Source organism: Bradyrhizobium sp. WYCCWR 13022 (assembly GCF_030435535.1).
GTDB lineage: Bacteria > Pseudomonadota > Alphaproteobacteria > Rhizobiales > Xanthobacteraceae > Bradyrhizobium.
The window spans coordinates 996,962-1,011,962 of sequence record NZ_JAUIZJ010000002.1; the positions used below are offsets into that span (position 1 = coordinate 996,962).

The window sequence follows — 15,001 nt, forward strand, 5'->3', positions numbered from 1 at the left end:
TTCAAGTCTGAGATATTGCACCATAGATGTGCGAAAATGCTGGATCAAGGCGCTATCGATTGGGACGACTTTCGTTTCGTGCTGGCCATCGTGCGGGGCGGCTCGGTGTCGGCTGCGGCAAAACAGCTCGGCGTCGACCATGCCACGGTGATCCGCCGCGTCGACCGGCTGGAAAAGCACCTCTCGGCAAAGCTGTTTGACCGGCGCAAGACCGGCTACCTCCTCACCGACGCCGGCCAGCGCGTCGCCGACAGCGCCGAAGCAATGGAATCCACCATCGTCGCCAACCAGGAGCAGGTCGGCGGCTCCGTGGCGCGATTGACCGGTACGGTGCGGATCGGGGCGCCCGACGGGTTCGGCACCGCCTTCCTGGCGCCGCGCCTGGCTCCCTTCGCCGATCGCTATCCCGACCTCGATCTGCAACTTGTAGCGACCGCACGGCTGTTCAGCCTCTCCAAACGCGAGGCAGACATCGCGATCAGCCTGACCATGCCGAAAGAGGGCCGCATCGTCGGCCGCAAGCTGCTCGATTATCGGCTCGGCTTGTACGCCGCCGCGGTCTATCTCGACCGCTTCCCGAAAATCGCCTCGCGGCAGGACCTGCCGCAGCATCGCTTCGTCGGCTACATCGAAGAGCTGCTTTTCACGCCGGAGCTCGATTATCTGCCCCAAGTGTCACCGCGGATCTCGGCACGCTTCCGCAGCGCCAATCTGATCGCGCAGCTCAATGCCACGCTCTCGGGGTTCGGCATCGCGGTGCTGCCGCACTTCATGGCGAGCGACTACCCGCAACTCATGGCGGTGCTGCCCGAGGAAGTGTCGATTGTCAGGACGTTCTGGATGCTGATGCACGCCGACAGCAAGGATCTCGCGCGGATCAGGGCGGTGGCGGATTACATCTCGGAAATTGTCGAGCGTGAGCGGGCGTTGTTCGCGGGGCGATAGCGCTGCTCTGGTACGGCACCTCGGCTTAATTCTGCTTCGCCTTCTTCGCCGCCGCCGCCTTTGGCTCCCGCTTTGCCCCCTCCAGCGCGCTGTCCTTGCCGGCCTTCAGCACCTCGTCCGACAGTTCGCTCGAGCCGGCGATGCGTGCCAGCAGCATGGTGCCGGCCATCGTCGCCAGCGTCGCGATCGCCTGCTTGCGCGCGGCCTTGCGCGGAACGTTCGGAATGAAATTGGTCATCATCTCGACCATCTCGTCGAGCTTGCCGGCAAACGCCTTGCGTGTCTTCGGGCTCTCGCGGGCGATCTCGGCGCCAAGCGCGGGGATCGAGCAGCCATGGCCGGGATTGTCGCGATGGAGCGCCGAGAGGTAAGTCTCGACGATCTGGGCAAGCTGCTTCTCGGGCGCGACCTGATCGGACTGCTTGCGCCAGTGCTCCATCGAACGGTTCATGGCGTAATCGAAGGCCTCGATCACCAGGGCCTCGCGCGAGTCGAAATGCGCATAGAAGCCACCATGGGTGAGGCCCGCCTCCTTCATCAGGTCGGCGACGCCGATGCCATGGGCCCCCTTTTCGCGTAGCCGCACGGACGCCTTCTTGACGATGCGGTCGTGGGTTTCCTGCTTGTGTTCCCGAGAATAGCGCATGCGGCTCTCATTGGATGTCGGAAGTCATCTCATAGCACGGATACCCGCCAAGCGGCGCATTAATTCCCGGTAAAATTGTTGCCGACCATGGAAAAGGTTGCAGTTGCATGGACCGCGAGTGCCCCCTTACCGTCGCGGACGAAGCCTTCGGTGTAGCTGGTCTGGCGCCCGAGCTTGATGACCTTGCCTTCCGCCGAGATCAGGCCTGACCTGACGGAGAGCGGCCGCAGGAAAGTCATCTTCAGGTCGAGCGTCACCGACGACTGCCCGGCCTCCAGCCGCGTCGAAATTGCGCAGCCCATGGCGGTATCGAGGAGCGCGGCGGCGGTCGCCCCGTGCAGGAGCCCGATGGTGTTTTCGAGATCCTCGCGCGGTTCGAGTTCCATCACGATACGGCCGGGCTCGACCACTCCAACAGTGAAGCCAATCAGCTTCGCGAAGGGCGGCGGCGGCAACCGGCCGTCGCGGATGCCCAGCATGGCGTCCATGCCGGACAAGCCCATCGCCACCTTCGCAACCGGGGCCGGCACCTGCCAGTCCACCACGCGCTCGCGCCGCTGCGCCGGTGAGAACAGGTCGAGTTGAGCAGGTTCGATCATGGGCACCTCTTTATATGATATATGTCATACTATACGACGGACTTCGCGCTGGCAACGCCACATCCACCGCTTGACAAGCCGGGCATTTCGTCCCGGAAGTGATCCCGTCCGGCGCGCCTCGCGCAGGTCCACGAAACCTTCGAGATCACACGATGGAAATGCTCAACAACTACTGCGGCGTGACGCGCGATGAGCGCGGCGTCGTTCATGTCGCGATCTGCAACGCCGGCTCGCTCAACATCCTCGGCTCGCCCGTGACCGACGCGGTCCGGGAGGGGCTGCAGCAGCTCTCGTCCGACCGCAGCATCCGCGTCGTGGTGCTGCGCGGCCAGAGCGAGAAGAGCATGATCGGCGGCGCCGATATCAAGGAGATGGCCAAGCTCGACCAGAAGTCGGCCGAGGCCTTCATCAGCCGCCTGCGCGATCTCTGCGAAGCCGTGCGCCAATTTCCAGCGCCCATGATCGCGCGCATGCCCGGCTGGTGCCTCGGTGGCGGGCTCGAGGTGGCGGCTGCCTGCGACTTCCGGATCGCCGCGCATGATGCGCATTTCGGCATGCCGGAGGTGCGCGTCGGCATTCCCTCGGTGATCCACGCCGCGCTGCTGCCGCGCCTGATCGGCTGGGCTCGCGCGCGCTGGCTGGTGATGACGGCCGAGAACATCGACGCCCCGACCGCCCTGGCCTGGGGCCTAGTCGACAAGATCGCGCCGGCAGGCGGACTGGATGCGGCCGTCGAGCACCTCGTGACCGCGCTGCTCGAATGCGGCCCCGAGGCGCTGCGCTCGCAGAAGGCGCTGCTGCGGCAGTGGGAGGAACTGCCGCTGACGGAGTCGGTGAATCTCAGCGTCAAGGTGTTCGGCGAGTCGTTCCTGACGGACGAGCCCACACGGCTGATGGGCGCATTCGTGAACAGGAAACGGTAAGCGCGCCGCCTCCCCTCCGCGGACCGGTTCTCATCCGATCCACGACAATTTCTCATGCCGGGCGCGGTTGCATTTTTTGCGCTGCATCATATGATGGATATAATCTTATCTATCATCGCAGGGAGTTCTGTCATGGCCGAAGCCGCCGATCCCGTCGTCATCGTCTCCGCCGCCCGCACCCCGCTCGGCCGCTTCATGGGCGAGTTGTCACCGCTCGCCGCTCACAAGCTCGGATCGCATGTCATCAATGCGGCGCTGGAACGCGCCAGGCTTGCGCCCGAGAAGGTCGACGAGGTCTTCATGGGCTGCGTGCTGCCGGCCGGCCAGGGCCAGGCACCGGCACGCCAGGCGGCGCGTAGCGCCGGCCTGCCCGATGCGACTGGTGCCACCACGATCAACAAGGTCTGCGGTTCCGGCATGAAGGCGACCATGCTGGCGCACGACATCATTCGCGCCGGCTCGGCCGAGATCGTCGTATCCGGCGGCATGGAGAGCATGAGCAACGCACCCTATCTCCTGCAGAAGGCACGTGGCGGCTATCGCGCCGGCCATGACCGCATCATCGACCACATGATGATGGATGGCCTCGAGGACGCCTACGAGACCGGCCGCTCCATGGGCGATTTCGGCGAGGCCACCGCCGAAGCCTATCAGTTCACCCGCAAGGACCAGGACGCCTATGCGATGGAGACGCTGAGCCGCGCACGCAAGGCGGTCGAGGGCGGCGCGTTCAAGGCCGAGATCGCGCCGATCACGCTGGTCGAGAAGGCTGGCCCGCGCATCATCGCCAATGACGAGCATCCGCTGAAGGTCGATCCCGCAAAGATCCCCGGCCTGAAGCCGGCGTTCCGCGCCAACGGCACCATCACGCCGGCGGCTTCCTCCGCCAATGCCGACGGTGCCGCGGCGCTCGTGCTGACCAAGCGCTCGCTCGCCGATCACAACGGCCTTCCCGCCATCGCCGAGATCAAGGGCCACACGACCCACAGCCAGGAGCCGCAATGGTTCACCACGGCGCCGATCCCGGCGATCAGAAAGCTGCTCGACAAGGTCGGCTGGAGCGCTGATGACGTCGATCTGTTCGAGATCAACGAGGCCTTCGCCGTGGTGGCGATGGCGGCGCAGCGCGATCTCGGCATTCCTCGCGAGAAGCTGAACATCAACGGCGGTGCCTGCGCGCTCGGCCATCCCATCGGTGCCACCGGCGCGCGTCTGATCGTGACGCTGCTGCATGCGCTCGAGGCCAACAACCTCAGGCGTGGTGTTGCGGCACTCTGCATCGGCGGTGGTGAAGCCACTGCGATCGCAGTGGAGCGCCTCGCGCACTGACGTTCAAGTCAGAAAATGAGGGAAGTCTGTCATTTCAGACTTCCCTCGTCCATGCCAGACTACAACGATGACGCGGGTCTCCCGGAGCCCGCCAACCTGGATTGAGTCGCGATGATTTCGAACTGGCTTTCGGCTGCGCTCGGCCGCCGTAACATCCATTACGGCTGGGTGATGGTCGGCGTCACCTTTTTTGCAGCGCTGATCAGCGCCGGCACGGTCGGCGCGCCCGGCGTGTTCATCGTTCCGCTACAAAAGGAGTTCGGCTGGAGCACGGCGGAGATCTCGTCTGCGCTGTCGATACGCTTCATCCTGTTTGGGCTGATGGCACCGTTCGCTGCCGCCCTCCTCAACCGCTACGGCTTACGCAACGTCACGCTGACCGCGCAGCTCATCGTCGTCTCCGCGCTCGTCCTCTCACTCGGCATGACGCAGGTCTGGCAGCTCGTGGCGCTGTGGGGCGTGGTGATCGGCATCGGCACCGGCATGACCGCGCTGGTGCTCGGCGCCACCATCGCGACGCGCTGGTTCGCCGCAAGACGCGGCCTCGTCATCGGCATCATGACCGCGAGCGTGGCAACCGGTCAACTCGTGTTCCTGCCGCTGCTGGCAAGCCTGACCGAACGCTTCGGCTGGCGCCCCGCGCTCGGCTTCGTCTGCATCATGCTCGGCGTCTCCGCCGCAGCGGTCCTGCTCGTCATGCGCGACCGCCCCAGCGATCTAGGTCTGCGTCCCTTCGGCGACGAAGGTACCGAGCCCCTGCCCGCGCCGCCCCTGAGCCACGGCTCGATCACGGCCGTCGCGCTCGGCACGCTGCGCGACGCCTCGAAGTCGAGCGCGTTCTGGATCCTGTTTGCGACCTTCTTCGTCTGCGGCGCCTCGACCAACGGCCTCGTGCAGGTACATCTGATTCCGATGTGCCTCGATTTCGGCATTCCGCAGGTGCAGGCCGCGAGCCTGTTGGCGGCGATGGGCATCTTCGACTTCTTCGGCACCATCATGTCAGGCTGGCTGTCGGACCGTTACGACAACCGCTTCCTGCTGTTCTGGTACTACGGTCTGCGCGGGCTCTCGCTGATCTTCCTGCCCTTCAGCGACTTCTCGTTCTACGGCTTGTCGATCTTCGCAATGTTCTATGGTCTGGACTGGATCGCGACCGTGCCGCCGACGGTGCGCCTCACCGCGCAAAAATTCGGACCGGAACGTGCGAACCTGGTGTTCGGCTGGATCTTCGCCGGCCATCAGCTCGGCGCCGGCACCGCCGCGTTCGGCGCAGGCCTGTCGCGGACGCTGCTGCAGAGCTACCTGCCCGCCTTCTTCGTCGCCGGCGCGCTCTGCGTGTTCGCCTCGCTGATCGTGCTGGCACTGTCGCGGCAGCCGAAGCCGCAACCAAAGCCCGCGATGGCCTAGCACGGATCGCGCGGCGGCTCTAGCGAGAAGCCGTTCGCGACGTATCCTCGCCGAGTTGCAGGCCCTGTGCGAACCTCTGCTTGATCATACCCATGACGGCGCTCACTCGAAGGCCCCGGAGTGGGACTCGTCGAGATGTTGCGGAACATGGTCCGGGTGTTGCCGATAGACTTCACGGGCCAAACGTGGACAATGGGTCCCAAGCGCTTCGCGCGCGCAGTGCACACCAAGATGCGCCAGAGGGAAACAACATGCCGACTGCCTTCCCGTCGCCCGTCCCCACCATTCCAACCGCTCCCGTCACTGCCGAGCTACGCGATGCGTTGCGCGCGATCGTGGGCGAGAAGGGTCTCATCGAGGACGCGCACGGCATGCAGCCGTTCGTGACGGACTGGCGCGGACTGCTGCTTGGCGGCGCCGGCGCCGTCGTTCGCCCTGGAAGCACCGGGGAAGTCTCTGATGTGGTCCGGCTTTGCCATCAGCACGGCGTCGCGATCGTGCCGCAGGGCGGCAACACCGGATTGATGGGCGGCGCAACTCCCTGGCCGGCACACACCGGCATCGTGCTGTCGCTCGGCCGGATGAACCGTGTGCTCGACGTCGATCCCGTCGGTTATGCGATGACGGTCGAGGCCGGCTGCGTGCTGCAAACGCTTCAGGAGACCGCGGCCGCGAACGACAGGTTCCTGCCGCTCAGCCTCGGCGCCCAGGGCTCCTGCATGATCGGCGGCAACCTCTCGACCAACGCCGGCGGCGTGCAGGTGCTGCGCTATGGCAATGCCCGCAATCTCGTGCTCGGGCTCGAGGTCGTGCTGCCCAATGGCGACGTCTGGGACGGATTGCGTGCGCTGAAGAAGGACAACACAGGCTACGACCTCAAGCATCTTTTCATGGGCGCCGAGGGAACGCTCGGGATCATCACCAAGGCCGTGCTCAAGCTGTGGCCCGCGCCGAAGGACGTCAGCACGGCGTGGCTGGCGGTTCGCGATCCACGCGCGGCGCTGGAAATCCTGTCGGAAGCGCATGCGGCCTCCGAGGACAATGTCGGATCCTGCGAGCTGCTGAGCCGCGCGGCTGTCGACCTCGTGATGCGTCACATTCCCGGCGTCCAGGATCCGCTCAAGGCGGATACGCCGTGGTACCTGCTGCTTGAATGGTCGTCCTCGCGCCCACGGCAGGACGGGGCCGACGGCATGTCGGAGAAGCTGGAGGCGTTTCTCGCCGACCAGCTCGAAGCCGGTCGCGTGCTCGACGCGGTCATCGCGCAGACCGTCGGTCAATCGCGCAACATGTGGCGCATCCGGGAAGCGATGGCCGAGGCTTCTCGCGCCGAGGGTCCGGGGATCAGCTACGACATCTCGGTGGCGATCTCCAAGATCCCCGGGTTCATCGACAAGGGGCTCAAGGCCGCGCTCGACATTCTCCCGGGCATTCGTCCCTATCCACTCGGGCATATCGGCGACGGCAATCTGCATTTCTCGTTCATGGGGCCCCTCGGCATGGATCAGCAGACGCTGAACCAATACACCGCCGCGATCACGCGCGCCGTGAACGATCTCGTCACCTCCATGGGCGGCTCGATCTCGGCCGAGCACGGCATCGGCATCGAAAAGCTCGACGAGCTCAGCCACTACCGCTCCAAGACCGAGCTCGACATCATGCGCACCATCAAGCGCGCGCTCGACCCGCAGAACATCATGAATCCAGGTAAAGTGCTGAGGGTATGACGGGGCGCGAGCCTGTCCCTGATCGAGCTTCTCAGGCGAGATCGTTGAACTTCCGGATTCGTTTCCCACGTTCTCAATGCGCTCGCGACAGTCTGCTTTTCATGTCATGCGAGCACATTCGCCATTGCAGCCGAAAGGTACTCGGCGAATGAACGCGAACAATTCACCCTTGGTCGGATGGCTCGCCAGCAAATGTTAAGGCGTGGCCCGTAAGCACCGCACACTCCGCAACACGTGCGTTGCGGAGTGTCGCACTGGCGCTTGTCGTTCAACCCATCGCGCCGCGCGGGTTGACGATCGTGTAACCCCGCAGCGAACGCGCGTGCATGCGCGTGGCGTGACCGCCCGAATTGGCGTCATAGGCCATCCACATGTCGCCACCGAGCGGCTGCTCCAGAACGAAGACATGTCCGCGCCGCGCGGCGACCATTCCCGGCGCCGGCGCCGCGCGCGGAAAGCGCAGCCAGTTTGAAGCGAGATTCAACTCCGGCACGACATGACCGAACACGCGCAGTGCCGCGCCGCAGCCGCAGAACGACGACGGGCATCCGGCCGGACGGCCGCCGATGACGCGATCGCCGGAGACGCTGATCGTCGTGGTGGCGTAACCCGCGTTGCTCACGGTCATCTGTGTCGTGCGGTAGGCCCGCAACGACGCCCTGGGATCACGCTCGCGGCGCGTCGGCGCATACGAGAAGTCGCAGGGCATGGTGACATTGCATTCGGGTGCTTGAAAATTGCGAAAAGGCCGCGCGTCGGCGACGGCCGAACTGGCGACAATAGCGAGACACGCAGAAACAACTTGCTTGATCATTTGCAGGACTCCGAGTTGGAGGGTCCTGCCCCGGCCGCGAGAGACCAATATTGGTTTGGCTGAAATGAGCCTGAAGCGCGGCGGAAAATGGTTGCCTATTCACCGTATTGACGTGGGCAAATGTCGCGCGAGCGGAACTGGTCGCGAGGACTCGAGCCAGGTCCGCCATTGCGGCGAGCCCGCGATGAAATTGCGAAGCATTCTTGCGCTGAAGAGCCGAAGCAATCCAGGCTGTCTCCCCGGTGGGTTTCTGGATTGCTTCGCTACGCTTGAAATGACGGCGATGGTCGCCGCGACGGCTCGGCCTACGGACGGATCGTCATGTTCTCCGGCGGTCCCGCTTTACGCAGCGGTTCGGCGAGGCGCGCGAACTCGCACAAGAGCGAGCGGGTCTTGCGGGGATCGATGATCTCCTCGACCCAGAACTTTTCGGCCGAGCGGAACGGCGAACGGAGCTTGTTCAGGCGTTCCTCGATCTCCTTCAGCTTCGCCGCCTTGTCCTCGGCCGCGTCGATGTCGGCGCGGTAGGCGGCTTCGATGCCGCCTTCGAGCGGCAGCGAGCCCCAATAGGCCGAGGGCCAGGCGTAGCGCATCGAGAACCGATCGGCCGGCTGGTGCACGACGCCGGCCACGCCGAAGGCGTTGCGCAGGATCACGGTGCACCAGGGCACCGTGGTCTGGTTGACCGCGGCCATGGCGCGGACGCCGTGACGGATGGTCGCCGCCTTCTCGGCATCGAGGCCAATCATGAAGCCCGGACAGTCCATGAGATAGACGATCGGCAGATGGAAGGTTTCCGCGAAGTCGACCCAGCGCACCACCTTCTGGCAGGCATCCGCCGTCCACGAGCCGCCATAGTGAAAACTGTCGCTGGCAAGCAGCATCACCGCCCGGCCCTCGAGCCGCGCGAGGCCGACGATGATGGGCTTGCCGAAATTGGATGCGACCTCGAAGAACGAACCCTTGTCGACGACGGACTCGATGATGGGCCTGACCTTGTAGACCTGCTTGCGGTTGCGCGGCACCGCTTTCATCAGCGCTTCTTCCGTGCGCTCCGGATTGTCTATGCAGGGCAAGGTCGGCGGCAGTTCGTAGACCGACGACGGCAAATACGAGAGGAAGCGACGCGCGCAGGCAAAGGCTTCCTCCTCGGTGTCGACGGCATGATCAACCGCGCCGGCCCGGGTCTGGATATCGGCGCCGCCGAGCTCTTCCTTCGAGAGATTCTGGCCCAGCGCCTTCACGACAGGCGGGCCCGCAACGAACATCGCGGATTTGCGCGTCATGATGGAATAGTGGCTGGCGGCAAGGCGCGCGGCGCCGAGGCCCGCGACCGAGCCGAGGCCGAGCGCGACGACAGGCACGCGCGACAGATTCTCCGTCGTGAAGCGGTACCAGCGCGTGCCGCCGATCCCGCCCGGCAGGTTGGCCGCGCCCTTGGTTTCGATGGTCTTGACCGAACCGCCGCCGCCGGAGCCTTCGATGATGCGAACGATGGGCAGACGGAAGTCGTGCGCCATCTCCTCCGCCATCAAGGGCTTCGCCGAGATCGACGCATCCGCCGAGCCGCCGCGCACGGTGAAATCGTCGCCGACGACGACCACCGTACGGCCATCGACGCGCGCGCGGCCGAACACGCAGTTCGCCGGCGTCACGGCCTTCAGCTCGCCCGTTCGATCGTACTCGCCGATGCCGGAGACGGCACCGATCTCGTGAAAGCTATTCTTGTCGATCAGCCTGTCGATGCGCTCCCGAACAGTCAGCCGGCCCTGGTCATGCTGTCGCTTGACCTTGTCAACGCCGCCCATCTCCCGCGCGAAGGCTTCGCGCCGGGCGAGCTCGTCGAGTTCCAGCTTCCAGTTCATTCACTCCCTCCGAACTCATCGGCTTGTTATTGTTGTGCACGGCCATTGCGACCGGTTTGCGCGAGATGCGGTTGTTGAAGGCGTCGCCTTCGGCGCCCTCCATCAAGCTGCCGAGCGAACGGCCGAGCGCCAACATCAGCGGCGCGGCTTCCGCCTGCAGACGCTCCTCGTCATACATCGCCGAGAGCAGACCGATCGTGACCACGACGAAGGTCTGGTACTGCGGCGACCAGATCGGCACCGCGAGGCCATTGATGTGCGGGCTCCACAGGCCGCAAGCCGTGACATAGCCGCGCTCGCGCAGCGACTGCCTGTTGGCCTCGATGCGCGGCCGCAGGATCTTTACAGCCTCGGGCGCTTCGCGCTCCATGTCGTTGATGAAGGCATCACCGACCTCCGGCGCCAGCGCCGCGGTGTAGGCCGCGCCTGCGGCAGTCGAGGCCATCGAGATGCGGCTGCCGGTGCCCTCGTGCAAACCGAGCGCAGAGGGCGAGCGCGCGAACTGGAGATAGACCAGATGAAAGCGATCGGGCACGACGAAGCCGACGGTGCCCGGAAGCTGCTCGGCGACTTCCTGAAGCCGCTGCCGGATCATGCTGCGCAGCTGCGCGCCCTTCATCATCGAGGCGCTCATCGCCACCGCGCTCGGACCGATGCGATACTTCTGGTCACGCGGCAGATAGACCAACTGTCCCATGCGGGTCAGGGTGTGTGTGAGACGCGATACCGTCGAGCGCGGCAGGCCGCAGCGATTTGAAATCTCGAGATTGCCGAGCCGTGCCTCGTGGCCCTCGAAGCATCGCAACACGTCGAACGCGCGCGACACCACCTGGATGACATCACCCTCACCGGCATCGCCAGCGAGCGCACCTTGCCTGCTTAACCGCTCCGAACGTCGTCCCATGATCCCTACCGGTTTGTTCCGCTGTGCGGAATTAAATTCCACTTGCAGACGACGCTACCTCAGGCGTTTTGCGACGACAACAAAAAGGCGATGGCATGCCAGAAATTAAGATCGTCACCGAGGTCGCCGGTCGCATCTGCGCAACTCCCGTGCAAGTTGGAGGAACCGTCGCCGATGGCGGCGTGTGGTCGTCGAAGCCATGAAGATGGAGATACCGGTGCCCTCGCCTGCGTCGGGCACGCTCACATCGTTGCTCGTGAAGATCGATCATCTCGCTGCCGAAGGCCAGACGATCGCGATCGTCGCGAGGTGGTCGCATAATCGATCGATTCCGCGACAATCTGCCTTCTTGCTGCATGCACGGTCCGACGTTGTCATTCCCGACCGTGGTGACGTGATCTGTTTTAAACAAAGAAAGAAACTCTTCGCGGCCGAAGCGAGGACATCGGGAGGAAAATATGCGTCGTGGGCTGATCATGCTCGCGCCTGCCATGGTTGCGGGCTCATTTGCGTCTACTAGCTATGCATTCGCCGACGAGGCCAAGTTGCCGGCGACATTGACGTTCACCGCCTATGACACCGGCACCGCGGGCTTCAACATCGCGGTCGGCGTCGGCAAGATGATGAAGGACAAGTTCGGCACCGACGTGCGCGTGCTTCCCGCCGGCAACGACGTCGCCCGGCTTGCGCCGCTCCGTGCCAAGCGCGCGGCGTCGTCTGCGATGGGATCGGGCACCTATTTCGCGCAGGAAGGCGTGTTCGAGTTCGGCGCGAGGGAATGGGGCCCGCAAGCGCTTCAGATCATGCTCTCCAGCGTCGATTGCAATTGCGGTTCGCTTGGCGTCGCAGCCGACACCGGCGTGAAAGATCTGAAAGACCTGAAAGGCAAGCGCGTCGGCTTCGTCGTCGGCTCGCCCGCGCTGAACCAGAACTCGCTCGCGGTGCTCGCTTTCGCGGGGCTGACGCAGAAGGACGTCAAGGTCGTCGAGTTCGCCAGCTACGGCGCGATGTGGAAGGGCCTCGTCAACAACGACACCGATGCCGCATTCGGCACCACCATCACCGGCCCCGCCAAGGAAGCCGAGACCTCGCCGCGCGGCCTGATCTGGCCGCCGCTGCCGGCCGGCGACAAGGACGGCTGGGCACGGATGCACAAGGTCGGCTCGTTCTTCTTCCCGCAGCTTGCGACCTGCGGCGCCGGCATCTCCCCCGAGAAACCAATCGAGCTCGGCAACTACCCCTACCCGATCTTCGTCGCCTATGCTTCGCAACCGGCTGACCAGGTCTATGCGATGACCAAGGCGATGATCGTGAACTATGACGCCTACAAGGATTCCGCACCCGGCGCCGGTGGCCTTGCCGCCGATCGCCAGACCAGGAACTGGGTGGTGCCGGTGCATTCCGGCGCCGTGAAGGCCTTGAAAGAAGCCGGGCAATGGTCCGATGCGCAGGAGGCGTACAACAACAAGCTGTTCAAGCGCCAGGAGGTGCTCGGTGCGGCATGGGCGGAGTACGGCAAATCAAACCCGCCTGCGGATGACAAGGCGTTCCTCGAAGGCTGGATGAAAGCCCGCGCGGTCGCGCTTGCGAAAGCCGACATGCCGAACGGATTCGAGGACTAGGGCGCGATGGGCTCGTTCGTTGCCACGCACGAGGTGCGCCTCCTCTCCCGCAAGCGGGAGAGGTTGAAGAGCCCGCGGCTCGACCGCTTCAACCGACAACCATTCGCCTAGTCAGTCGTTGCCAGCCCACGCGCGCGGGGTCGATCATGTCTGCTTCAACCTCCACCGGCCCCGAGAGCGAGGCCAAGCGAATTGTGTTCGACGATCCGCACGGCGCCGCCGGCAACATGCAGGAGGCGGAGGTGACGCGTGTCCGCTCGCTTCGCGGCGCCTGGCGCTGGACGCTGGTGGCGGCGACTGCCGCCACGATCCTTCTCTGCATCAACCAGCAATTCTCGCTGCGTTTCTTCATCGGCTACACCCAGCTGAACACTGAATATTTCTATCTTCTGATCGCCTTGATGCTGCCTTTCACCTTCCTGATCTTCCCTGGGAGCGAGCGCGCCCCGCTCAACCGCATTCCCTGGTACGACCTCGTCTTCTTCGTTGCGACCATCGCTGCCGCGCTACTCTTGATGTCGAACGTGCGCAAGGCGGCCGAGGCCGGCTGGGAATTCGGCGGCGCGCCGACCGGCGTGATCGTCGCGGGCCTCGTGATGTGGGTGATGCTGATGGAGGCGCTGCGCCGCACCGGCGGCTGGAGCCTGCTGCTCAGCGTGCTTCCCTTCACCGTCTATCCGCTGTTCGCGGAATCCGCCTGGCTCGGCCCGTTCCGCGGCACGCAGTCGACCCTCGAACAGGCGACCGCCTATCACGTCCTGTCAGGCGAAAGCCTGCTCGGCATTCCCATCCAGGCCTTCGCCGACACCGTGATCGGCTTCCTCGTATTCGGCACCGCGCTGATGATGACCGGTGCCGGAAAATTCTTCATCAACCTCGCCTTCGCGCTGTGCGGCACGTTCCGCGGCGGCGCCGCGAAGGTCTGCATCTTCGCCAGCGGCCTGTCCGGCTCGATCATCTCCAACGTGCTGACCGCGGGCACCATGACCATTCCCGTGATGAAGAAGAGCGGCTTCCGCGCCTCCTATGCCGGCGCGATCGAGGCCTGCGCTTCGACCGGCGCGGTTCTGGCGCCGCCGGTGATGGGCGCAACCGCCTTCGTGATCGCGCAATTCCTCAATGTCGGCTACGCCGAGGTCGCGGTCGCCGCGATCATACCGGCCGCGCTCTACTACGTCGGTCTGTTCATGCAGGTCGACGCCTATGCGGCGCGTCACGGCTTGAAGGGGATTCCGCGCGCCGAGCTGCCGCGGGTCATGGATACGATCAAGGACGGCTGGTACTACGTCTTCGTGATCGCGCTGTTGATCGTGATGCTGCTCTACTTCAAGCGCGAGAGCCACGCACCTTTCTATGCGACCGCGCTGCTGCTGGTGCTCAACCAGTTCTTCTCCAGGGACACGCGCTGGACGCTGGCGACGATCGGCAAATTCCTGGAGGTCAACGGACGCACCTTCGTCGAGCTGGTCGGGATTCTTGCCGGCTGCGGCCTGCTGATCGGGGCGTTCTCGATGACCGGCGTGGTCTCCAGCCTCGCCAACGATCTGCTACATATTGCAGGCGACAATGCGTTCCTTCTGCTGGCGATGTGCGCCCTCACCAGCCTGATCCTCGGCCTCGGGCTGACGACGACGGCCTGCTACATCTTCCTCGCCATCCTGGTTGCACCAGCACTTGAAAAGCTCGGGCTCAACAAGATGGCCGTGCATATGTTCATCTTCTACTGGGGCATGCTGTCGTCGATCACGCCGCCGGTCGCGATCGCCTCTTTCGCGGCCGCCGGCATCGCGGGCTCGCCGGCGATGAAGACCGGCTGGGAATCGATGTGGGTCGGCAGCATCATCTATTTCATCCCGTTCTTCTTCGTGCTCAACCCGGCGCTGGTGCTGCAGGGACCGAGCCCCTATCTCGCCGGTCTCGGCCTGATGGGCATGGCCGCCTTCGGCACGCTCTTCATCTGCGGCGGCATCCAGGGCTACCAGCCGTTCGTCGGCGATCTCCGCCGCGCAGGCGTATTGGAATGGCCGATCCGCGTTCTGCTGGTGACCGGCGGCTTCGTCGTGGCCACCCCCGGCGGCGGGATCATGCCGCTGTCGCAGATGCAGGTGACGCTGCTCGGGCTTGCCGTGCTGGTGCCCACTTTCCTCGTTGCCCTGCTGCTGGTTCGCAGACAGACCGTGGTGCCGGACGGGTTGCGCATGCCTTGATTGCGTTGCACAA

12 protein-coding genes and 1 pseudogene are annotated in these 15,001 nt (G+C 64.6%); 8 read left to right on the top strand and 5 right to left on the bottom strand.

What is annotated here, in order from left to right:
• The first annotated feature begins 36 nt into the window (after positions 1 to 36).
• Positions 37 to 945, top strand: a complete 909-nt coding sequence (locus QY049_RS05980) for a LysR family transcriptional regulator (protein WP_258762050.1) — start codon at positions 37 to 39, stop codon at positions 943 to 945.
• Between the two features lie 25 nt (positions 946 to 970).
• Here the strand turns inward: QY049_RS05980 and QY049_RS05985 are convergent, their stop codons facing one another.
• Entirely contained in the window at positions 971 to 1,591 is a 621-nt protein-coding gene (locus tag QY049_RS05985) for a TetR/AcrR family transcriptional regulator (RefSeq protein WP_258762051.1), read from the bottom strand.
• Between the two features lie 59 nt (positions 1,592 to 1,650).
• Complete coding sequence (locus tag QY049_RS05990; RefSeq protein WP_258762052.1) at positions 1,651 to 2,190, bottom strand: PaaI family thioesterase; 540 nt, start codon at positions 2,188 to 2,190, stop codon at positions 1,651 to 1,653.
• A 152-nt stretch (positions 2,191 to 2,342) separates the two neighbouring features.
• On the opposite strand from QY049_RS05990, the gene QY049_RS05995 reads away from it, so the two are divergent.
• From QY049_RS05995 to QY049_RS06010, 4 genes are all read left to right on the top strand, one after another.
• A complete protein-coding gene (locus tag QY049_RS05995; protein ID WP_258762053.1) occupies positions 2,343 to 3,113 on the top strand; it encodes an enoyl-CoA hydratase in 771 nt (256 codons plus the stop codon).
• A 132-nt stretch (positions 3,114 to 3,245) separates the two neighbouring features.
• Positions 3,246 to 4,442 (top strand): acetyl-CoA C-acyltransferase, encoded by a 1,197-nt coding sequence (locus QY049_RS06000; RefSeq protein ID WP_258762054.1) that lies wholly within the window; start codon positions 3,246 to 3,248, stop codon positions 4,440 to 4,442.
• 111 nt (positions 4,443 to 4,553) lie between these two features.
• Positions 4,554 to 5,849, top strand: a complete 1,296-nt coding sequence (locus QY049_RS06005) for an MFS transporter (protein ID WP_194476385.1) — start codon at positions 4,554 to 4,556, stop codon at positions 5,847 to 5,849.
• A gap of 251 nt (positions 5,850 to 6,100) precedes the next feature.
• Complete coding sequence (locus tag QY049_RS06010) at positions 6,101 to 7,576, top strand: FAD-binding oxidoreductase (RefSeq protein ID WP_258762055.1); 1,476 nt, start codon at positions 6,101 to 6,103, stop codon at positions 7,574 to 7,576.
• Positions 7,577 to 7,844: 268 nt separating this feature from the next.
• On the opposite strand, the gene QY049_RS06015 is transcribed toward QY049_RS06010, so the two are convergent.
• The 3 genes from QY049_RS06015 to QY049_RS06025 all read right to left on the bottom strand — a co-directional run bounded on the left by QY049_RS06015 (position 7,845) and on the right by QY049_RS06025 (position 11,159).
• Positions 7,845 to 8,390, bottom strand: coding sequence for a hypothetical protein (locus QY049_RS06015; RefSeq protein ID WP_258762056.1), 546 nt, complete (start codon positions 8,388 to 8,390; stop codon positions 7,845 to 7,847).
• Positions 8,391 to 8,695: 305 nt separating this feature from the next.
• Positions 8,696 to 10,255 (bottom strand): acyl-CoA carboxylase subunit beta, encoded by a 1,560-nt coding sequence (locus QY049_RS06020; protein WP_258762057.1) that lies wholly within the window; start codon positions 10,253 to 10,255, stop codon positions 8,696 to 8,698.
• Positions 10,185 to 11,159 (bottom strand): IclR family transcriptional regulator, encoded by a 975-nt coding sequence (locus QY049_RS06025; protein ID WP_194476390.1) that lies wholly within the window; start codon positions 11,157 to 11,159, stop codon positions 10,185 to 10,187. The genes QY049_RS06020 and QY049_RS06025 overlap by 71 nt, the downstream gene beginning before the upstream one ends.
• Positions 11,160 to 11,254: 95 nt before the next feature.
• Between QY049_RS06025 and QY049_RS06030 the strand changes: the two are divergent.
• From QY049_RS06030 to QY049_RS06040, 3 genes and pseudogenes are all read left to right on the top strand, one after another.
• Positions 11,255 to 11,466: pseudogene (locus tag QY049_RS06030) on the top strand (acetyl-CoA carboxylase biotin carboxyl carrier protein subunit); the annotation flags it as partial.
• Between the two features lie 151 nt (positions 11,467 to 11,617).
• Entirely contained in the window at positions 11,618 to 12,781 is a 1,164-nt protein-coding gene (locus QY049_RS06035) for a TAXI family TRAP transporter solute-binding subunit (protein ID WP_258762058.1), read from the top strand.
• Positions 12,782 to 12,927: 146 nt separating this feature from the next.
• Positions 12,928 to 14,988: a TRAP transporter permease gene (locus tag QY049_RS06040; RefSeq protein ID WP_301269195.1), complete on the top strand. Its 2,061-nt coding sequence runs from the start codon at positions 12,928 to 12,930 to the stop codon at positions 14,986 to 14,988.
• The last annotated feature ends 13 nt before the right edge of the window (positions 14,989 to 15,001 follow it).